17 protein-coding genes and 1 riboswitch are annotated in these 19,543 nt (G+C 57.6%); of the genes, 13 read left to right on the forward strand and 4 right to left on the reverse strand.

Annotation, left to right across the window (positions count from 1 at the left end):
- Positions 1 to 42 precede the first annotated feature (42 nt).
- The 6 genes from QWJ34_RS03450 to QWJ34_RS03475 all read left to right on the forward strand — a co-directional run bounded on the left by QWJ34_RS03450 (position 43) and on the right by QWJ34_RS03475 (position 7,725).
- On the forward strand, positions 43 to 1,059 hold the full coding sequence (locus QWJ34_RS03450; protein WP_302725639.1) for a LacI family DNA-binding transcriptional regulator: 1,017 nt from the start codon (positions 43 to 45) through the stop codon (positions 1,057 to 1,059).
- A 324-nt stretch (positions 1,060 to 1,383) separates the two neighbouring features.
- Complete coding sequence (locus QWJ34_RS03455; protein ID WP_302725640.1) at positions 1,384 to 3,927, forward strand: beta-mannosidase; 2,544 nt, start codon at positions 1,384 to 1,386, stop codon at positions 3,925 to 3,927.
- A gap of 650 nt (positions 3,928 to 4,577) precedes the next feature.
- Positions 4,578 to 5,102 (forward strand): acyl-CoA thioesterase, encoded by a 525-nt coding sequence (locus QWJ34_RS03460; RefSeq protein ID WP_302725641.1) that lies wholly within the window; start codon positions 4,578 to 4,580, stop codon positions 5,100 to 5,102.
- Between the two features lie 64 nt (positions 5,103 to 5,166).
- Positions 5,167 to 5,337 carry a hypothetical protein gene (locus QWJ34_RS03465; RefSeq protein WP_302725642.1) on the forward strand — a complete coding sequence of 57 codons (171 nt, stop codon included), beginning with the start codon at positions 5,167 to 5,169 and terminating at the stop codon, positions 5,335 to 5,337.
- Between the two features lie 16 nt (positions 5,338 to 5,353).
- Positions 5,354 to 5,510, forward strand: a riboswitch (FMN riboswitch).
- A 188-nt stretch (positions 5,511 to 5,698) separates the two neighbouring features.
- The gene (locus tag QWJ34_RS03470) at positions 5,699 to 6,706 is read left to right on the forward strand and encodes a DMT family transporter (RefSeq protein ID WP_302725643.1); all 1,008 of its coding nucleotides are present in this window, start codon (positions 5,699 to 5,701) and stop codon (positions 6,704 to 6,706) included.
- A gap of 179 nt (positions 6,707 to 6,885) precedes the next feature.
- Positions 6,886 to 7,725, forward strand: a complete 840-nt coding sequence (locus tag QWJ34_RS03475) for an alpha/beta hydrolase (RefSeq protein ID WP_302725644.1) — start codon at positions 6,886 to 6,888, stop codon at positions 7,723 to 7,725.
- A gap of 50 nt (positions 7,726 to 7,775) precedes the next feature.
- Here QWJ34_RS03475 and QWJ34_RS03480 read toward each other — a convergent pair whose 3' ends face one another.
- Positions 7,776 to 9,350: a phospholipase D family protein gene (locus QWJ34_RS03480; RefSeq protein WP_302725645.1), complete on the reverse strand. Its 1,575-nt coding sequence runs from the start codon at positions 9,348 to 9,350 to the stop codon at positions 7,776 to 7,778.
- Between the two features lie 198 nt (positions 9,351 to 9,548).
- Here QWJ34_RS03480 and QWJ34_RS03485 point away from each other — a divergent pair, with 198 nt between their 5' ends.
- The gene (locus QWJ34_RS03485; protein ID WP_302725646.1) at positions 9,549 to 11,456 is read left to right on the forward strand and encodes a PAS domain-containing hybrid sensor histidine kinase/response regulator; all 1,908 of its coding nucleotides are present in this window, start codon (positions 9,549 to 9,551) and stop codon (positions 11,454 to 11,456) included.
- Between the two features lie 91 nt (positions 11,457 to 11,547).
- Here QWJ34_RS03485 and QWJ34_RS03490 read toward each other — a convergent pair whose 3' ends face one another.
- Entirely contained in the window at positions 11,548 to 12,399 is an 852-nt protein-coding gene (locus QWJ34_RS03490; RefSeq protein ID WP_302725647.1) for a DegV family protein, read from the reverse strand.
- Between the two features lie 263 nt (positions 12,400 to 12,662).
- The gene (locus QWJ34_RS03495; RefSeq protein WP_302725648.1) at positions 12,663 to 13,253 is read right to left on the reverse strand and encodes a DUF4064 domain-containing protein; all 591 of its coding nucleotides are present in this window, start codon (positions 13,251 to 13,253) and stop codon (positions 12,663 to 12,665) included.
- Positions 13,254 to 13,560: 307 nt separating this feature from the next.
- Here QWJ34_RS03495 and QWJ34_RS03500 point away from each other — a divergent pair, with 307 nt between their 5' ends.
- Positions 13,561 to 13,941 carry a DUF423 domain-containing protein gene (locus tag QWJ34_RS03500; RefSeq protein ID WP_302725649.1) on the forward strand — a complete coding sequence of 127 codons (381 nt, stop codon included), beginning with the start codon at positions 13,561 to 13,563 and terminating at the stop codon, positions 13,939 to 13,941.
- Between the two features lie 161 nt (positions 13,942 to 14,102).
- Here the strand turns inward: QWJ34_RS03500 and QWJ34_RS03505 are convergent, their stop codons facing one another.
- A complete protein-coding gene (locus tag QWJ34_RS03505; protein ID WP_302725650.1) occupies positions 14,103 to 14,630 on the reverse strand; it encodes a hypothetical protein in 528 nt (175 codons plus the stop codon).
- A gap of 348 nt (positions 14,631 to 14,978) precedes the next feature.
- Here QWJ34_RS03505 and QWJ34_RS03510 point away from each other — a divergent pair, with 348 nt between their 5' ends.
- From QWJ34_RS03510 to sufU, 5 genes are all read left to right on the forward strand, one after another.
- Entirely contained in the window at positions 14,979 to 15,443 is a 465-nt protein-coding gene (locus tag QWJ34_RS03510) for a Dps family protein (protein ID WP_302725651.1), read from the forward strand.
- 333 nt (positions 15,444 to 15,776) lie between these two features.
- Complete coding sequence (gene sufC, locus QWJ34_RS03515; protein ID WP_302725652.1) at positions 15,777 to 16,565, forward strand: Fe-S cluster assembly ATPase SufC; 789 nt, start codon at positions 15,777 to 15,779, stop codon at positions 16,563 to 16,565.
- A gap of 32 nt (positions 16,566 to 16,597) precedes the next feature.
- A complete protein-coding gene (gene sufD, locus QWJ34_RS03520; RefSeq protein ID WP_302725653.1) occupies positions 16,598 to 17,896 on the forward strand; it encodes a Fe-S cluster assembly protein SufD in 1,299 nt (432 codons plus the stop codon).
- Positions 17,896 to 19,116, forward strand: a complete 1,221-nt coding sequence (locus QWJ34_RS03525; RefSeq protein WP_302725654.1) for a cysteine desulfurase — start codon at positions 17,896 to 17,898, stop codon at positions 19,114 to 19,116. The genes sufD and QWJ34_RS03525 overlap by 1 nt, the downstream gene beginning before the upstream one ends.
- A complete protein-coding gene (gene sufU, locus QWJ34_RS03530; RefSeq protein WP_302725656.1) occupies positions 19,106 to 19,531 on the forward strand; it encodes a Fe-S cluster assembly sulfur transfer protein SufU in 426 nt (141 codons plus the stop codon). Before QWJ34_RS03525 ends, sufU begins: the two co-directional genes overlap by 11 nt.
- The last annotated feature ends 12 nt before the right edge of the window (positions 19,532 to 19,543 follow it).

Here is a 19,543-nt window from a genome sequence, read left to right on the forward strand (position 1 = left end):
TCCCGGGCTTGCCCGGGCTGCGGCCGGAAAGGAGGGAAAACGATGGCTTCGATTCACGACGTGGCCAAAGAAGCGGGAGTGTCCGTTGCGACCGTTTCCAAGGTAATCAACAACTATCCGGATGTGAGCGATAAAACGCGCAAGAAAGTCAGTCAAACGATCAAACAATTGAAATATCATCCGAACGTGGCCGCCAGAGGACTGGTCAAAGGACGTTCCTGGACGGTGGGCGTATTCGTAACGACTCCGTTCACCAACCCGTTCGTCGCGGAACTGCTCGAAGGCATTAAGACGGCGCTGCAAAACAGCGGCTACGATCTGGTGCATCTGTCGACCCGCTTCGACGATCCCTCCTATTCGTTTCTCGAACACTGTATGAGCCGCAATGTGGACGGAGTGCTCGTATTTGGCGTGGACCGGGACGATCCGCATCTGGAAGAGCTGCTGGAATCGGATATGCCGACGATGTTCGTCGACGCCGATATCCAGGGACGCCGCGCGGGCTATATCACCACCGAGAACCGGGCGGGAATCATGCAGGCGGTCGAACATCTGGCCGGGCTGGGACACTCGCGGATCGCGTTTATCTCCGGCGAGCTGGACAACGCGGTCGGCGTGCTGCGGCTCGAAGGGTATACGGAAGGCATGAAAGCGCACGGGCTGCGTTTGAAAGACGAGTATGTCAAAGAAAGCGATTATTCGATGGAAGGCGGCGTCCGCGCGATGACCGAACTGCTCGAATTGGAAGAACGCCCGACCGCCGTTGTCTGTACCTCGGATATGATGGCGTTCGGCGCCATCAACGTGATTCATCGGAGCGGTCTGAACGTGCCGGACGATATTTCGGTAATCGGCTTCGACAATACGTATTACGCGGAGATTTTCAGTCCGGCGCTGACGACGGTCAACCAGAATATCCGCTCCATCGGCTCGCATGCGATCGAGACGCTGATCGCCATGGTCGAGAACGCCGACTTCGAGCCCCCGGTCGTAACCGAGCCGTCGAACCTCATCGTGCGCCGCACCACGGCCAAACCGCGCAATACCGTCAAGCTGTAAACGTTCCGTTTTTGGGGATAAGACGTTATTTTGCTTGGCAAATTGTTAGCTTTTTTATGGTTCGTTTATTAAGCGATGAAAGTCTTTGAAAATCCTGACCGCTTTGCGGCAGGGTTTTTTGTGTTTTTTTGCGAAAAAAGCGCGATTGTTATGCACGCTGCCGATTAAGTTAAGCTAACAAAATAAATATTCGATAAATTGTTTTCATAACAAAATAAAATTCGCGTAAAAAGTTAGGTTGTATATTGAATTTTGGATACAGGAATGATACGGTGTGAAAGAGATGAAAAGAGCGGTTACACTTTGGTATTGGGGGAAAAGCGAGTGAGCGAAGCAAAGCGGCAGTTAAACGATTGGTCTTTTCGGGAAGCGGGGCAAAACGACTGGCTTCCGGCGCAGGTGCCGGGCTGTGTGCATAGCGATCTGTACCGAAACGGGAAGATTGCCGATCCGTATTACGGCACGAACGAGCACGACCTGCAGTGGATCGATAAGCGGGATTGGGAGTACGAGAGCGTGTTTACGGTGCCCGGCGAGCTGAGCGGCCTGGACAATATCGGGCTTGTGTTCGACGGACTCGATACGTATGCCGACGTCGAGCTGAACGGGCAGCGCATCCTGTCGGCGGACAATATGTTCCGTACGTGGAAAGTGCCGGTCAAAAACCATCTGGCGGAAGGAGACAATCGTCTGCGCATCCGCTTCCGCTCCCCGATCGAAGAAGATCTGCCGAAGCTGGAACGTCTGGGCTACGGACTGCCGGCGGCGAACGACCAATCGGAACTTGGCGGGTTGGGCGACAAACGGGTCAGCGTATTCGCGCGCAAAGCGCCTTATCACTACGGCTGGGACTGGGGCCCGCGCTTCGTGACGAGCGGAGTCTGGCGCGCCGTGCGGCTGGAAGGCTGGAGCGGGGCGCGCATCACCGATCTGTTTATCCGCCAGAACGAAGTATCGGCCGAACGCGCCAAACTGACCGCCGTGCTGACGATCGAATCGGACCGCGACTTCGAAGCCCGTCTGCGTTTGTCCGCCGATGGCGTGCGGGTCGAGCATACGGAACAAATCCGGCTCGGCGAGAACACGCTGCGGGTGGAATTCGAGATCGAATCGCCGAAGCTGTGGTGGAGCCGCGGGCTCGGCGAAGCGCATCTGTACACGTTCAAAGCGGAGCTGCTCGAAGGCGAAGACGTGAGCGCCGAATCCGAAGTGCGCACCGGTCTGCGCAGCGTCAAGCTGAAACGCGAACCGGACGGCGCGGGCGCTTCCTTCTATATCGAACTGAACGGCGTGCCGGTATTCGCGAAGGGCGCCAATCATATCCCGAACGACAACTTCAACACGGACGTAACCGCGGAGCGCTATCGCTACGAGATCGTATCGGCGGCCGAAGCGAACATGAATATGCTGCGCGTCTGGGGCGGCGGCATTTACGAAGAAGACGTGTTCTACGAGCTGTGCGACGAATACGGCATCATGGTCTGGCAGGACTTTATGTTTGCGTGCAGCATGTATCCGGGCGACGAGGATTTCCTGGAAAGCGTGCGCCGCGAAGCCGAAGACAATCTGCATCGTCTGCGCAATCATCCGAGTATCGTGCTGTGGTGCGGCAACAACGAGATCGATTCGGCATGGGCGCATTATTTGCCGGACGGCGGCTGGGGCTGGAAAAAAGACTACAACGAAGAGCAGAAGAACCGCATCTGGGCCGACTACGAAGCGATCTTCCACCGTCTGCTGCCTGCGGCGATCGCAAAATGCGCGCCGGGCGCGGAATACTGGCCGTCTTCGCCGCTCGTATCGCTGTCAAGCGACGCCAACCAGCACGCGCATCCGGGTACCTCGGAAGGCGATATCCACTACTGGGGCGTCTGGCACAATTCGGAGCCGTTCGAGAACTACAACAAATATATCGGCCGCTTCATGAGCGAATACGGCTTCCAGTCGTTCCCAGAGCATAAGTCGGTGCTCAGGTACGCGCCGGAAGAAGCGCTCAAGCTGGGTTCGGAGATTATGCTGGCGCACCAGAAGAACGGACGCGGCAATTTCCTGATTAAAGAGTATATGGACAAATACCTGCCGGAACCGAAAGATTTCGTATCGTTCCTGTATATGAGCCAGGTGCTTCAGGCCGAAGCGATGAAGTCCGCGATCGAAGCGCACCGCCGCCGCAAGCCGTACTGCATGGGCACCTTGTACTGGCAGATGAACGACAGCTGGCCGGTCGCTTCCTGGTCGGGCATCGATTACTTCGGCCGCTGGAAGGCGCTGCATTATTACGCGCGCCGCAGCTTCCGCGACCTGTCGCTGTCGATCGACGGCACGAACGGCGAAGATCTGAACTTCCATTTCCTGAACGACGGCCTGGAGCCGGTATCGGCGTCGCTGCGCATTCGGCTGCTGAGCGTTAACGGCGAGAAGCTGCACGAGCAAACGCTGCCGGTCGAAGCGCCGGCCAACTCGGCTTCGCAGGTCTATACCGTCAAAGCCGCCGAACTGCTGGGCGAACAGCTTCCGGCGCGTACGCTGCTGCTCGGCACGCTGGAACAGGGCGGCCGTATTCTCGACAGCCGCACACACTACTTCGTGCCGGGCCGCGAGATCGAACTGCCGGCGCCGAATATCGCCGTTACGCGCAGCGACGACGCAGGGCATGCGACGTTCACCCTGCAAACGGACGCGCTCGCCAAGCAGGTCTGGCTGTCCGCCGAAGCCGAAGGCGTGTTCACCGACAACTTCTTCGACCTGATCCCGGGCGAACCGGTCACCGTCGAATTCCAGGCCCGCCGGCCGGACGGCACCCTGGCTTCCGGCCCCGCCGGAGCCGTCGAAGTAAAATCGATGGCGGACTTTGTGAAGCGTGGCTGAACAGCGAAATATTTAGCATCGCGTAAAAAAGATTAAGGGATAGAAGAAATCGTACAAGAAGCAATAGAAGAAACAACAAAACAAGCCGTCAAGCCGTTGTCCCGTGGACGACGGCTTTTTCTTGTTGAGAAGAATTTAATTGAACAAAAACGGCCGAACGGAGAAGGGACTTAGTGAAGTAACTTAGTAGAAGTAAAGACTTTCGAAGAAAGTCACATCGGAAGGGTAAGCTAAAGATTTTCGAAGAAAGCGGAGTATTATTCCAAACGGAAAATAGCGCCGCAGGTACACTTATTTGCGGCGAAACGCTTCGGTTTGTTCAAATAGCGACGCAGGTGCAATTATTCGTGCGCCAAAGACCGAATCGCAGCGAAAAAGCTCGAAATAAGTGTATGAGCGTCGTTATTTTCTCGAAAACGTACGATCAAGCCTGAATAAGGCGCAATACGCAGCTATTTTAGATTCGTCGTGCCGTTTGCTTTATTTCCTCGGCAGTCCTTATGGTTCCTTAACGAATAGGGCTTTCTAAAAGCTTCGGTGCTTGTACCGCTCGACACATGAGGACTATAATGAAAAACGAGCCGCATGTATAAGTTTATACATAAGGCGCAGCACCGGAACCCTACAATCCAGACAAAGGAAGTGCCCGCATGGAATCCACCCCGATCCGGACCACGCGCAGCTACAAGATGGCCCGCGTGTTTCCCACCGACGTCAACAGCTACCAGACGCTGTTCGGCGGCAGGCTGATGGCTTACATCGACGATATCGCGTCGATCGCCGCCGCCAAGCTGTGCCGCGCCAATACGATCACCGCTTCGACGGATTCCGTCGATTTTCTGTACCCGATCTATATGACCGATTCCGTGACGCTGGAATCGTTCGTTACCTGGAGCGGCCGCAGCTCGATGGAGACATTCGTCAAAGTCGTTCGCGAAGACCTCAAGACCGGCGAGCGACGTATCGCCGCCACTGCTTTCCTGACCTTCGTGGCGATGGACGATCACGGCCGCAAAGTCGAAGTGCCGCAGGTCTATCCCGAGACCGAAGAAGAGCGCAAGCTGCACGACAGCGCGCCGGATCGGGCCGCGATGCGCAGGCAGCGCCGGGAAGCGAGCCGGGAGCTGGCCGAATTCCTGACTTCCGATTATCCGTGGGAGCCGGGAGGACGCTGAATACGGCTGTCTTTTTTAATCCCGAGTGAGTTCGTTAGTTTATTTTATTTAGCGGCTTGTAAAAATGATGAAGATCGTTTATGATGAAACCAGCCTGAAAGAAGCGGCGCTTCGTGAAGAGTTGCGAAAGCCCGTCAAAGTAAAAGCCGGATTTGCAGAAAATCGGGTCTTATACGGAGAACGTGATTTAATTCACAGCTTTGATTCGGGAAAATGTTTTAAAATGAAACTATAAAAAATACAAATGAATAAAGGATCTTCGGGGTAGGGTGAAATTCCCGACCGGCGGTAATGGCTGATTGATTCGGCCTAGCCCGCGACTCCCGCTTTTGCCGCTTAAGGCGAGAACGGGACTGATCTGGTGCGATTCCAGAGCCGACGGTACAGTCCGGATGGGAGAAGATCACGAGCGGACATGCCGGCGTAAGCCGACTGCAGGTTTATTTGCTTAGTACCTTGCAGCGGCGCCAGCCCGATGTCCGCCCGCATGACTTCGATTTGCGTTAAGTTAAGCCCCCGACCTGCCGGCCACAGCCGGTTTCGGGGGCTTTTTTGGCGCACGAGATCCCCCTTATTCAATTAAGGAGCCGAGGGAAATGAAGACAGCAGTCCGCAATACCGCAGGAACAGGCAATACAGGCAGCAGCAAATGGTCGTTCGCGTCCAAAGCCGGAAGCGGCTTTTGGCTGATTGTGCTCGGAGCGGCGCTCTGGGGCGTCGATCCGCTGTTCCGCATCATTTTGCTTCAATCGATGACTTCCTCGCAGATCGTACTGCTGGAGCACGTCGTGATCGCGCTGTTCGTCGGTCCGATCCTCTGGAAGAATCGCGGAGAACTGAAAGGACTCGGCCTGCGCCACGTCGGGGCGCTGCTGTTTATCTCGTGGGGCGGTTCCGCACTCGCCACGCTGATGTTTACGATGGCCCTGCAGTATGCGGGCGGCGCTTACAATACCGTGCTGCTGCTCCAGAAATTGCAGCCGCTGTTCGCCATCGTGCTGGCGCACTTTATGCTCAAAGAATCGCTGCCGCGCAATTTCGGCCCGCTGCTGGTCGTGGCGCTGGGCGGCACGTACCTGCTGACGTTCGGCTTTACGTTCCCGGTCGGCCATGCCGGCGAATTCATGCAGCTCGGCAGCCTGCTGGCGCTGGGCGCCGCCGCGCTGTGGGGCGGATCGACCGTCATGGGCCGCTTCATGGTCGGCAAGCTGAAGTACGAAACGGTCACTTCGCTGCGCTTTATCCTGGCGCTGCCGCTGCTGCTGGCGGTGACGGCGGGCGAAGGCTCCGCCTGGAACCTGCCGGCGGGCGGCGTGGCGCTGACCTTGGTCGGCGTCAACCTGCTGCTGCAAGCGCTGCTGCCGGGGCTGCTTAGTCTGCTGGCCTACTACAGGGGCCTCAAAACGACCAAAGCTTCCGTCGCTACACTGGCGGAACTCAGCTTCCCGATGGTCGGCGTGCTGGTCAACTGGCTGTACGGCGGCGAGCTGTTGACGGCGGCGCAGATTATCGGCTTCGTCCTGATCTGGTCGGTGCTGTTCGCCATCTCGCGTCAGCAAACGCGGGAGATCGGCCCGCGCCAGCTGGCGCACCAGGTGGCGTAAGCATAAGATCGAAGCGTTCTCCGGCATCCGTCGGGGAGCGCTTTTTTTGAGCGAGCGGCCGTCCGATTCGCGGAACGTCCGCTCCGTTTTATGCGGCGGGATCGGATATGCTATGATAAACATATGACGACCTTCTATCAATAACGGCATCCCTGCTGACAAGAAACGGAGAGAACGTAATGAATCAAGTGGAAAACTGGCCTGCACGCAGGCCGGACCGGCCGTTTGTCCGGCTGGTGCCCGATGTGCAGTTCGCCCGGTTCTCGGGCGGCAAAACGCTGAGCCTGAATCTGCTGCTGCCGGCCTCGGACCGGCCCGTGCCGCTGATCCTGTGGATCGTCGGCGGGGCGTGGGTCAGCTGCGATCCGGCCCGGCATCTGCCGCAGTTCGTGCGCTTCGCCGAACAGGGCTACGCGGTCGCCGCGATCGAATACCGCCTTGCGCACGAAGCGCGCTTCCCGGCGCAGATCGAAGATGCCAAGAGCGCGCTGCGCTTCCTGCGCGCCAATGCCGACAAGTACGGCATCGACGCAGGCCGCATCGGCGTCTGGGGCAATTCCGCCGGCGGCCAGCTGGCCGCGCTGCTCGGCGTAACGGGCGGCTCGCCCGAATTCGAAACGGCCGATCATCTGCAGGAATCGACAAGCGTGCGGGCGGTCGTCGATTTCAACGGGCCGATCGATATCGAACTGGACTTCCAGAGCGAGCAGCATCTGCCGGTCATGGCGCTGATGCTCGGCGGCACGGTGCGGATGAAGCCGGAGCTTGCGCGCAGCACCAGCCCGCTGCATTATCTCGACGGCCGGCCGCTGCCGCCGTTTCTGATCCTGCACGGCGACGCCGATACGACCGTCCCGCTGCGGCAGAGCCGCCTGCTGCACGACAAGCTGACGGAGGCGGGCGCGCAGTCGGAACTGTGCGTGCTCGAAGGAACGGGGCACTCGATGACCGAGATCCTGACCCGCGACGATGTCATGGAGAAAGTCGGCGCTTTTTTCGATCTTCATCTCAAACAATAAAACAAAGCCGGAAGCGGATTTCCCCGCTTCCGGCTTTTTGGCATTAGAAGTTAGAACGTCGTGAATCCGAGCACCATCTGAAGCTGATACGCCAGGTCTTTGAGCCAGGTCGTTTTTTCCTGGTGCGTTTCGAGATCCTGGGTGTATTCCGCGTCTTCGTTGTTCCAGATCCGCTCGAAATAAGCGTCCACGTTCCGGATCAGTTCGCTGTCCCCGGGTCCGGTGACGAACAGCTCGTTTTCCAGATTGTAATCTTTGAGATTGCGCGGCGTAAAGTTGGTCGAGCCCGCCATCACGCTGCTTTCGCCTTCCGTACGCTCGATCAGCATCATTTTGGTGTGATACTGTTCTTTGGTGGTGTTGTACCAGCGAATCTCGATATTGTCCGGGTTTTCTTTGTGCAGCTCCGCGGCGATGGGACGGTTCGGAATGCCGATCTTCTCGCGTCCGAACGCGTTTTCGTTGGGATCGAGCACCAGATTGACCGTGACGCCGCGATCGGCCGCTTCTTCGAGCGCTTTCAGCACTTTTTTATCCGCCAGGTAGAACATGCCCATCCAGATCGCATCGCCCTGCTGCGTGTTGCCGAGTTCTTCGAGCACATGATTGTACACTTTGCCTTCGGTCAGGTACTGCACGGCGTACTGCCCTTCGGAGCCGTCTTCCGCCGCTTCGTAATCCGGCAGCGTTCCGCCGCCCGAAAAGTTCAGCACGGCCTGCTCGGCTTTCAGCATATCGCCGATGATCGGCCCGCTGACTTCGAGCGCCACATTGGAGTGGTAAGCGCTGGCGTCGTGCACGTTTCCGCTGGAGATCATCGCCCCGTTTTCGGTAATAAAAGCTTTGCGGTGGTTGGCTTTGACATTCAGCAGTTTCAGGTACGAACGCAGCGTCACATCGGGACCGTCGGTCGCCATCACGTTTGGAATCCAGCCGCTGCCGGACTGCCCGAACCATTGGATAAACGTGCGCCAGACCGCGGAGTAGACCGGGGTGGAGTCGCGCAGCGGATCGACATCGGTAACGACCACGTCGATGCCCGCTTTTTTCATCCGCTCCAGCAGTTCGTTCGGCGCGGAACCGTAATTCGTATTCACTTCGTCGGTGATAAACACGATGTCGAGATCCGGGATTTCTTTTTTGCGCTCGATCAGGGTATTGGCCAGTTTGGCGCTCACTTTGGGATACTTCTGGTCTTTATGGATATAATCGTTGAACAAAAACACGTCGATTACGATAAACTGCTTCGCTTCGCCGATCATTTCGATCGCCCGGTCGAAGATTTGCCGTTCCTGGGTAAACTGTTCGTTCGGTTTCGGAATCGTCAGATCGTACAGAAAATCGACATTGTCGGTCCGGTAAACGGGACTTTCGTACGAAACGCCTTCGGGCAGCGGTTTGTTCATCTGGTACAGCAGGACCGCCAGCAGCCAGAAGACGAGCAGGATCAGCGCCCACCGTGCAGCTCCGAGCCGGGGCTTTTTGAAAGGGGAAGTTCCCGGTCCGCCGGACCCGCCTTTTCTGCCGAAACGCCGCCTGCCGCCCGTTCCTCCGCGGATTCGACGTTCGCCCGCGCGCATAATCGCGCCGCTGCGGTGCGTGCTCCAATCGTTTTCATTCATCATCGTTCATCCTTCCCGCGCCATTCGCTTTCAACCAAGCTACCATCTATTTAACAACAAGCCGGAACTTTGAAGCAGAAACACGTCCAAACGAACGAATTGCGCAAACTGGTCGTTAAGCCCTGTATTTTAGTGAAAACTTAAGATAAAATACGCTGTAGAAGATTGTACAGATCAAGAGAGAAAGAAAGGAAGTCCGCCTTGAAAAAATCATTCGATTTGTTAGGAGAGATGTTTGCGGAGAGCGAAGTGTATCGTCCGCTGTTTGTTCATCACCCCGATGCAATCTATGTGATGAACATGGCGGGAAAGTTGGTGTATGCCAATCCGGCCACCGAGCGGATCACCGGCTATACGCTGGAGGAGCTTCAAACGCTGGACGTCAAACGTATGTATCCCGCCGGCGAGCGCGAGCAAAGTCTGTCGCGTCGCGGCGCGATGGAGGCGGAAAGCCGGTTGGAGTTCAATCTGCGCATCCTGCACAAGAACGGGACGCCGCTGACGCTGTCGGTTACCTACGTGGCGATCGAGCAGGACGGACGACGGGTGGGAATCTACGGGATAGCCAAAGACGTGACCGAGCAGGAGCGCAAAAGCCGCATGCTGCGCGAACAGGAACGGCTGTACCGCTCGCTGTTCGATTACAATCCGGCCGGCATTCTTTCGTTCGATCCGCGCGGGCGCTGTTTGTCGGCCAATCCGAACGTGGAGGCGCTGACCGGCTATACGGCCCGCGAACTGGAACGCATGGATTCGCGCGCGCTGGTGCCGGAAGAAGCGGCGGAATCGCTCGCTCTGCGCTTCGAGCGCACGCTGCAGGGCGCTTCCGACAATTTCGAATCGCAGCTGCTCGCCAAAGACGGACAGCGCGTCGACGTCAACGTGACCAGCCTGCCGATCGTGGTGGACGAGCAGGTGGTCGGCATTTATATGATCGCGCTGGATATTACCGGCTGGAAAAGGCAGATGCAGCGCAGCCGGGAGCTTACCGGGCAGTACAACGCGATTTTGAACGCCGTATCCGAAGGCATCTACGAGCTGAACGCGGAAGGGCGTTCGGTGTTTATCAACTCGGCCGGGGCGCGCATGCTGGGCTACGAGACGGAAGAGTTCAACGATATGTACAACCACGAACTGATCCATCACAGCCGCTCGGACGGCAGTCCTTATCCGGTGGAGGAGTGCCCGATTCACCGGGCGATGCGCGAAGGCGTATCGTGCTCGGTGGAAGGCGAAGTGTTCTGGCGCAAAGACGGGACGAGCATTCTGGTCGAGTACCGGGTCAATCCTTTGTTTGAAAACGGCAGGCCGTGCGGAGCGGTGGTCGTGTTCAAAAATACGACCAGCCGCAGCGAAATCCTTCGGCAAAAAGAAGCGGACCTTCGCGGGGTGGCGGTGCGGACGGAGCTGCTCAGTTTGATGAGCCACGAGATCCGCACGCCGCTGAACGGCGTGCTCGGCATGACGGAGCTGATGCTGGGCACGGAACTGACCGAAGACCAGCGCGACTTTATGGAAGTGCTGATGCTCAGCGGGCGCGGGCTGCAGGCCGTTGTCGACCGGGTGCTGGATTTCAATGCGGCCGAGAGCGGAGCGGTCCGGTTCGAGAGCGAACCTTTCGATGCAGGGGCGCTGATCGCCGAAGCGGCCGAGTCGTTTGCGATCCAGGCGGAAGCGGCGGGGCTGGAGCTGCGCTGGCGGCTGGACAATCGTTTCCCGGACCGGCTGATCGGCGACGCCGGCAAGCTGCGCGGCATCCTGGTCGGACTGATCGGCAACGCGGTCAAGTTTACGCCGCGCGGCTCGGTCGAGGTGACGGCCGAATGCCTGAGCCGTCCGCCGGCGGAATCCGGCGCGGGGCAAAGCCGCTGCGTGCTGAAAGTCGAAGTCCGGGATACCGGCATCGGAATACCGTCCGACAAGATGGACATGCTGTTCCAGCCGTTTACGCAGATTCATTCGGCGCTGGACCGGAAATACGAAGGAACGGGCCTGGGGCTTGCGATCTGCAAAAGGTGGATCGAGCGAATGGGCGGCACGATCTGGGCGGAAAGCCGGGAAGGCGCGGGATCGGCATTCAGCTTTACGCTGCCGATGCTGTGCGAATGACAAGCGGGAACGCTAAGAAAGACCCTTCATCTCCACAGTGTCCGGTGGAGATGAAGGGTCTTTGCGCATGGAATCGCACTCGCGTTTGGAGCTACGGCTTCCTGGCGTACATCACGCCGACGGTGCTCGGCCCGCAGTGGGTCGAGATTACGCAGCCGGCCGAAGCGAGCAGCACTTCCGCAGCGTTTGTTTCGCGAAGGATGACTTCGCGGATGCGCAGCGCGTCCTGTTCGGCCGCGGCGTGCACGACGAAGATCGGGCCTTCGTCTAGTCGGTCTTTGTTCGCCAGGAAGTTCTGAAGCATCTTATCGATCGCTTTCTCGCGCTTGCCCCGGACTTTGTAGGCCGGCGTCATCTTGCCGTCGATGACTTTGACGACCGGACGAATGCTGAGCAGGCTGCCGATCAGGTTTTGCATGCCGGAACAGCGGCCTCCTTTATACAAATACTCGAGGGTATCGATCACGAATTCGGTGTCGAGCTCGGGCCGGATACGGTTCAGGTTATGTACGATTTCTTCGACGCCGAGCCCGGATTCGGCGAAGCGGGCCGCGCGAATCACCTGAATGCCGATCGCGGTCGACAAATTGAGCGAATCGAACACGGTGACGCTGCCGTCCGGAAAATCGTCTGCGGCGATGCGCGCGTTCTGATAGGTGGAAGACAGCTCCGAAGAAAGGCTGATATACAAAATTTGTTCTCCTCGCTCGATACACGGAGCGAACGCGCGGCTGAAATCGGCGGGCGAAGGGGCGGCCGATTTCGGCAGCTTGCCGCTTTGCGAAACTTTGTCGAACAGCTGCTGCGGCGTCAGGTCCACGCCGTCGCGGTAGGTCCGGTCTTCGAACACGACGTAAAGCGGAACGATCTCGATTCCGTATCGGACTTTCATCTCTTCGGGCAAATCGCTGGTGCTATCGGAAAAAATTCGGATTGTAGACATATTCATCTCCCTGTGGGCGATTCCGCGCGCTTTCGAAGATGCGCGGAAGCGAAATAACGAAATAAGCAAAGCTCGGACCTGCCCGGCGCAAGCCGGAAGCCGATCGGTACCAGTATACCACGATCCGCACGGATGGGGATACGCGGGGCAAAGCGAGACGAAAAACCGGCGCCCATCGGGCGCCGGCCGGGAAACATGCGGGATGCGGAAACGAAGCGGAAAAGAGCGGCGTTCCCATAACCGGCACAGCTGCCGCGGAACGTTTACAGATACGAAGAACCGTTCAGGAACGTGCCGAACAGAAGCAGTCCGCCTCCGCCGAGCAGGCAGATCGCGTTCAGAATCGTTCCGATCACGGCGAACACCTTTTTGCGATTCTTCATCGTCAGTCCGATAATGCCCAGAATCGCTCCAATCAGACTTAAGCCGGCGGAAGCGATCAAGCTCAAAGCGACCAGGAAGAACGTGACGCCGATGCCCGTGAATTCCTCGCTGTTCATAAACGAATCCACATCCGCCATCATGGCGCCGGACGATTGGGACAGCGAGTAGACGAGGCCGATCGCCGAAACAAAGAAAATAGCGACCAGGATGATCGAGATCAGCCCCAGGACGAAAGAAGCGATGCCCAGTCCCGAGTGTTTGAGCGCAGCGGCGTCTTCGCGCGGAAACTCGTCGTACGGGCTGAACGGAGGATTCACGCGCTCCTCGTAGCTGCGCGGATCCTCCGGCGACTCGCTGCGGTACGGATCGGAATCGGGCGGATAAGGCACGTTGCGGTAAGGATCTTTGCGCAGATCGGGCCCCGTTTGCTTGTCGTCTTTGCCGTCTGGCGGAGGAAAACGATTGTCCATATTCCAACTCTCCTTTCAACTATAAGCTTAGTACGTTAATACTTTTCCATATTCCGGGTTAAAAAGCAAGCGGCAATCTCCGGGCGCGCTTCGCCCTGCGCCGCGGAAGCCGGCCGCCGAAAGGAATCCTGATCACTATTACCCGCTGAGGGAAGAAAAACGAAGCCCGAACGCGAAGAATTTGAAAATCCGCCCTGGCCTTTCGCGCCGGGGCGTCCTATAATAAGGGACGATTTGCGGACGGCGCGTTTGTCGGATTCGTCGGCTCGTCCGAAACGGGATTGCACAGGAAAAGGAGAGAGATGAGATGCAGAAAAAAATCGCGATTGCCGCTTGCTTGACGGCGATGGTCGGCGTGGCGCTCGGCGCTTTCGGCAGCCATATTCTCGGCGGCCGAATCGGCGAAGACTCGCTCAAGACGTTTCAAACGGGGATTCAATACCACTTCGTTCATGCTCTGGCGATGCTGGCTGCAGCCGTGGCGATGGGGGTCTGGGGCGAATCGCGCCGGCTTGCCTGGGCGGGCTGGCTTTTCTTTGCCGGGATCGTCATGTTCTCGGGCAGTCTGTACCTGTTGAGCACGACCGGCCTGAAGATCTTCGGCCCGATCACGCCGCTCGGCGGCCTGGCGTTTATCGCGGGCTGGATTCTGCTTGCGCTCGGCATCGGTTCGGCGCGCTTGCGCTGATATCGGTCCGGTTCACGGCCGGTATAATCGAAGAAAGCTCCGCCCAAAGCCACGTTTCGCTTTGGGCGGAGCTTTCTTTCTTTATGGCGCAAGCCTGTTCAGGCTTGACGCGGTACGGCGCCGGCCGGGCAAGCGTGCCGGACAAATTCCGGCAGCGGTGCTCAGGCGCCGCTCAGTTCGTCGATCTCGTTCAGCGAGAAACTGTAAACCTGCTTCTCGTCGACATGATATACGCTCAGAATCTGGGCCGATTCGTCGAAATTGAGAATGCGGCAGGGAATGCTGAGCCGATTGCCGCCGGGCTTGTTCACGATCAGGCGCACCAGACGATTCTTGCGGATGCAGTCCCGAATATCTTCGGAAGTCAGGGAAGGCGAAGGCTGCGGCTGGGATTTGGGGATTTCCTTGGGCGCGGCTTCGGATGCGGCGACCGCTCTTGCGCGGATGCCGTTGGCCGCGGAAAGGCCCGCCTTTGACTTTTCGACATAATTTGTTTTTAGACCGGCCAGCGCCGATTCGATAATCCTGCCGACCTCGATGCCCGAATTGATGCGAAGATCGATCACATTCTTCGATCCGTTTAACATTTCCAGCAGAGACTGAAGAGCCTGCGCATTGCTTGAACCGTCGATCAAAACGTCCACGTTAAACAAAAATCCCGACTGTTCCTGCGTTTTTTTAGTATCCATAATTCCCCCGGCTGACCAAGCTCAGATTTCGAAACCCCTAACCTTACATTAATGAAGCAATGAAAAATTCGGTATCCGGCGTATTTAATGATAGCATGACCTTTGTCATAATCCTAGTCCAAAAGGAGCTGCCCGGTAAATTTATCCACCCGTTTGCGCGGGCGGCCGATTGAAACGTTTCGCCGCGAAAAACGCGGAGCCGCCGCATTAAAACTGCCGATGCGCACAGGTTTGTTTCGCCGCAAATTCGAACGGGTAAACTGTAACTAGAAGCGGCCGGGAACATCCGGAAGCCGCCCCCTTACAAGGGAAAACATTCGTTCGACAACGAAGAAAGAGGGATAAATCATGGGAAACGTAAAAAGCGATGCTCAAACGAAAACATTGGAAGAAATTCTGAATCGTCAGGTTGCAAACTTCAACGTCCTTTACGTTAAAATTCATAATTTCCACTGGTACGTCAAAGGAGAAAACTTCTTCACGCTCCACGTGAAATTCGAAGAGCTGTACGACGAAGTTACCCTGAAAATGGACGAAATCGCAGAGCGCCTGCTGACGATCAAAGGCAGCCCGGCCGCTACGATGAAAGAATATCTGGAACTGTCCAGCGTACAGGAAGCCGCCGGCGGCGAAGACGCGCGCACGATGGTGCAAACGCTGATCGAAGACTTCGCGACGGTGAACGAAGAGCTGCAGGAAGGTCTGGAGCTGGCCGAAGAAGCGCACGATCAAGCGACAAGCGATATGCTGATTGCAATCAAACAGGATCTCGAAAAGCATTCCTGGATGCTGCGTTCGTTCCTGGGCAACTAAGAATCGTTCAACGCGCCGCCGGCCTTTGCGGTCGGACGGTCGGCAAAACCCGGTCTGCAAACGACCGGGTTTTTGTTATGTGGCGAAGCCGGGGCCCCGGCAAGCGCGGAAGCGGCGGTTTTCCCTGTACGCGAATGTTTGCGAAAGCGGCAGGATCTTCCGTTCGGAATGCGGCTTAAATAAGCCTTGTCGTTGAACTGAAAAATAAATTCAGGTAAAATGAATTGAGAATCAGCGATAATCAGTTTATAATCATTATAAGATTATAATTATTATTGGTTTTGATCGAAGATATTACGGTTTCATCATTATATTTCTGGAGGGACGCTGAACATGGCAACCAAATTCGTCATCGAAGGACTCAAAGCGGAGATCGAAGGCAAAGAAATTCTGAAAGGCATCGACCTGGAAATGAAAGGCGGGGAAATCCACGCGATCATGGGGCCGAACGGCACCGGTAAAAGTACGCTGGCTTCCGCGCTGATGGGACACCCGAAATATGAAGTAACCGCGGGATCGGCGACGCTGAACGACGAAGATCTGCTGGACATGAGCGTGGACGAAAGAGCGCTGGCCGGACTGTTCCTCGCGATGCAGTATCCGAGCGAAATCGCCGGCGTAACGAATTCCGACTTCCTGCGCAGCGCGATCAACGCGCGCCGCGGCGAAGGCAACGAGATCTCGCTGATCAAGTTTATCCGTCAAATGGAGAAAAGCATGAAAGGGCTCGAAATGAACCCTGAATTCGCGCACCGCTACCTGAACGAAGGCTTCTCCGGCGGCGAAAAGAAACGGAACGAAATTCTGCAAATGATGCTGCTCGATCCGAAGATCGTCGTTCTCGACGAAGTGGACTCGGGTCTGGATATCGACGCCCTGCGCATCGTGGCGAACGGCGTGAACCAGATGAGATCCGAAGATCGCGGTTTCCTGATCATTACCCACTATCAGCGCCTGCTGAACTATATCACGCCGGACTTCGTCCACGTTATGATGCAGGGACGCATCGTCAAATCCGGCGGTCCGGAACTCGCGGCCCGTCTGGAACAGGACGGCTACGACTGGATCAAGGAAGAACTGGGCATCACGGACGAAACGGTCGGACAGGAACAAGAAGCGTAATTTAAAAAGAAGCGGAAGGAGGAACACCGATTATGACATTGCAAACCATTCTTCCGGTGCAGGCCGCGCAGATCAAGGAATGGGCCGAAGCCCGCGGCGAAGCCGCCTGGGTTACGGAACACCGGCTGCAGGCGCTCGAAGCGGCGCCGTCGCTGGAACTGCCTAAGCCGGAGAAAACCAAGCTCGATCGCTGGAACCTGAGCGCGTACGGAACGTTCAAGGCCGCCGAAGCCGTCGGACAAGGCACTCTGCCGGCTGCGGCAAAAGACCTGATCGACGAAGGCGCGCACAACCTGATCGTCCAGCTCAACTCCGGCGTCGTGCATACGGTGCTGTCCGAGGAGCTGAGCGCGCAGGGCGTGATCTTCACCGATCTGGAAACGGCGACCCGCGAGCACGAAGACCTGGTCAAGAAGCATTTCGGATCGGCGGTCAAGCCGGGCGAGCACCAGGTGTCGGCGCTGCATTACGCGGCATGGAACGGCGGCGTTTTCCTGTACGTGCCGAAAAACGTCGAGCTCGAAGCGCCTTTGCAGGCCGTTTTCCTGAGCGACGACGCTTCGGCTTCGTTCGCGCCGCATATCCTGATCGTGGCCGATACCAACAGCCGCGTCACTTACGTGGACAGCTACGTGTCCGCCGGCCTAGCCGGCGAAGTGCTGCACAACGGCGTGGTGGAAGTCATCGCGCTGGACGGAGCGAAAGTTCAATACGCAACCGTGCACCAGTTCGGCAAAGAAGTGACGGACATCTCGTTCCGCCGCGCGCTGCTGTCGAACGATTCTTCGATCGAATGGATCGTCGGCGAGATGAACGACGGCGATACGGCGACCGACACGGCGACCGTGCTGAACGGCAGCGGCACCAACTCCGACGCCAAGATCATCGCGATCGGTTCGGGTTCGCAGAAGCTGAACTATACGACGCGCGCCGTGCACTTCGGCAAATCGTCGGAAAGCGATATGTTCACCCGCGCGGTGATGCGCGAAGAAGCGCAGGCGATCATCAACGGCATTACGAAGATCGAGCACGGCGCGACCAAAGCGAACGGGCAGCAGGCGGAAAAAGTGCTGATGCTGAGCCCGGCGGCTCGCGGCGACGCCAACCCGATCCTGCTGATCGACGAAGACGACGTTATGGCCGGACACGCGGCTTCCGTCGGCAAAGTCAATCCGGAACAAATCTACTACTTGATGTCGCGCGGCATTTCCAAACCGGAAGCCGAGCGCCTGATCATTTACGGCTTCCTGGCGCCGATCATCGCGGAAATCCCGCTTGAACTGCTTCGCACTCGTCTGCAGCGCGTAGTGGAGAGAAAGCTGGGGCAGTAATGGACGCCTCGGTACGGGCGCAGTTCCCGATTCTCGATCAGGAAGTGAACGGGCATCCGCTGGTTTACCTGGACAGCGCGGCGACTTCGCAGAAGCCGCGCGCCGTTCTGGACGCGGTGCGTCATTACTATGAATGGGACAATTCGAACGTGCACCGCGGCGTGCATACGCTGGGCAGCCGGGCGACCGACGCTTACGAAGGCGCGCGCGAGAAAGTCGCGAAGTTTATCGGCGCGGCTCGTCCCGAAGAGATCGTATTCAACCGCGGCACGACGGTCGGCCTGAATCTGGTGGCGGCTTCCTACGGAAACGCCAACGTGAAAGAAGGCGACGAGATCGTCATCACGCCGATCGAGCACCACAGCAACCTCATTCCCTGGCAGCAGCTCGCCAAGCGGACGGGAGCTACGCTCAAATATATCGAACCGAACCCGGACGGTACGATCGACGTCGAAGCGGCCGGCAAAGTCATTACCGACCGCACCAAGATCGTCGCCATCGCGTACGTTTCGAACGTAATGGGCGTTGTGCACCCGGTCAAAGAAATCGGCGCGCTGGCGCACAAGCACGGCGCGATCATCGTGGTCGACGGCGCGCAGAGCACGCCGCATATGAAGATCGACGTCCAGGATCTGGACTGCGACTTCTATGCGTTCTCGGGCCACAAGATGTGCGCGCCGACCGGCATCGGCGTCCTGTACGGCAAGAAAGCGCTGCTGGAGAATATGGAGCCGGTCGAATTCGGCGGCGAAATGATCGACGACGTCGGTTTGTACGATTCCACGTGGAAAGAACTGCCATGGCGCTTCGAAGGCGGCACGCCGATTATCGCCGGAGCCGTCGGGCTCGGCGCGGCGATCGACTTCCTGACCGAACTGGGCATGGATAACGTCGCCGAGCACGAACACCGGCTGGCGATGTACGCGATGCGCCGCATAGGCGAGATCGAAGGACTGCAGGTCTTCGGTCCGCAGGAGCGCAAAGTCGGCATCGTGACGTTCAACCTGGACGAGGTGCATCCGCACGACGTGGCGACCGTGCTCGACTCGTACGGCGTCGCGATCCGCGCGGGCCATCACTGCTGCCAGCCGCTGATGCGCTGGCTGAATGTCAGCTCGACGGCGCGCGCAAGCTTTTACCTGTATAATAACGAACAAGACATCGACCGTTTGATCGACGCCTTGATCCGGACAAAGGAGTATTTTGGCGATGCAACTTGACGATCTGTACCGGCGCGTCATTATGGATCATTACAAAAATCCGCGGAACAAAGGCAAGTTCGAAGACGAAGGCTTTACGATCGACCTCAACAACCCGACCTGCGGCGACAAGATTTCGCTCCAGCTTCGGCTGGAAGACGGAATCGTCAAGAACGCCCGCTACACCGGCGACGGCTGTTCGATCAGCATGTCTTCCGCGTCGATGATGACGGATGCCGTCAAAGGCAAAACGCTGCCCGAGGCGCTTGAACTGGCCGAACGCTTCTCTTCCCTGATGAAAGGCGAAGACGTGGAGTTCGAGGAATACGAAGATATCGAAGCGCTGTCCGGCGTGAATAAATTTCCCGCGCGCATCAAATGCGCGACCCTGGCCTGGAACGCCCTGCGCAAAGGGATCGAGCGGGAAGCCCACTAACGAAAGGGAGGA

The sequence above is a fragment of the Saccharibacillus sp. CPCC 101409 genome (assembly GCF_030518235.1).
In the GTDB taxonomy this organism is placed as follows: Bacteria; Bacillota; Bacilli; order Paenibacillales; family Paenibacillaceae; genus Saccharibacillus.

What these genes read in the sequence shown, in the direction of transcription:
- QWJ34_RS03450 (WP_302725639.1), top strand. Translation starts at nt 43, where the DNA reads ATGGCTTCGATTCACGACGTGGCCAAAGAAGCGGGAGTGTCCGTTGCG.
- QWJ34_RS03460 (WP_302725641.1), top strand. Translation starts at nt 4,578, where the DNA reads ATGGAATCCACCCCGATCCGGACCACGCGCAGCTACAAGATGGCCCGC.
- QWJ34_RS03465 (WP_302725642.1), top strand. Translation starts at nt 5,167, where the DNA reads ATGATGAAGATCGTTTATGATGAAACCAGCCTGAAAGAAGCGGCGCTT.
- QWJ34_RS03470 (WP_302725643.1), top strand. Translation starts at nt 5,699, where the DNA reads ATGAAGACAGCAGTCCGCAATACCGCAGGAACAGGCAATACAGGCAGC.
- QWJ34_RS03475 (WP_302725644.1), top strand. Translation starts at nt 6,886, where the DNA reads ATGAATCAAGTGGAAAACTGGCCTGCACGCAGGCCGGACCGGCCGTTT.
- QWJ34_RS03480 (WP_302725645.1), bottom strand. Translation starts at nt 9,350, where the DNA reads ATGATGAATGAAAACGATTGGAGCACGCACCGCAGCGGCGCGATTATG.
- QWJ34_RS03490 (WP_302725647.1), bottom strand. Translation starts at nt 12,399, where the DNA reads ATGTCTACAATCCGAATTTTTTCCGATAGCACCAGCGATTTGCCCGAA.
- QWJ34_RS03495 (WP_302725648.1), bottom strand. Translation starts at nt 13,253, where the DNA reads ATGGACAATCGTTTTCCTCCGCCAGACGGCAAAGACGACAAGCAAACG.
- QWJ34_RS03500 (WP_302725649.1), top strand. Translation starts at nt 13,561, where the DNA reads ATGCAGAAAAAAATCGCGATTGCCGCTTGCTTGACGGCGATGGTCGGC.
- QWJ34_RS03505 (WP_302725650.1), bottom strand. Translation starts at nt 14,630, where the DNA reads ATGGATACTAAAAAAACGCAGGAACAGTCGGGATTTTTGTTTAACGTG.
- QWJ34_RS03510 (WP_302725651.1), top strand. Translation starts at nt 14,979, where the DNA reads ATGGGAAACGTAAAAAGCGATGCTCAAACGAAAACATTGGAAGAAATT.
- sufC (WP_302725652.1), top strand. Translation starts at nt 15,777, where the DNA reads ATGGCAACCAAATTCGTCATCGAAGGACTCAAAGCGGAGATCGAAGGC.
- sufD (WP_302725653.1), top strand. Translation starts at nt 16,598, where the DNA reads ATGACATTGCAAACCATTCTTCCGGTGCAGGCCGCGCAGATCAAGGAA.
- QWJ34_RS03525 (WP_302725654.1), top strand. Translation starts at nt 17,896, where the DNA reads ATGGACGCCTCGGTACGGGCGCAGTTCCCGATTCTCGATCAGGAAGTG.
- sufU (WP_302725656.1), top strand. Translation starts at nt 19,106, where the DNA reads ATGCAACTTGACGATCTGTACCGGCGCGTCATTATGGATCATTACAAA.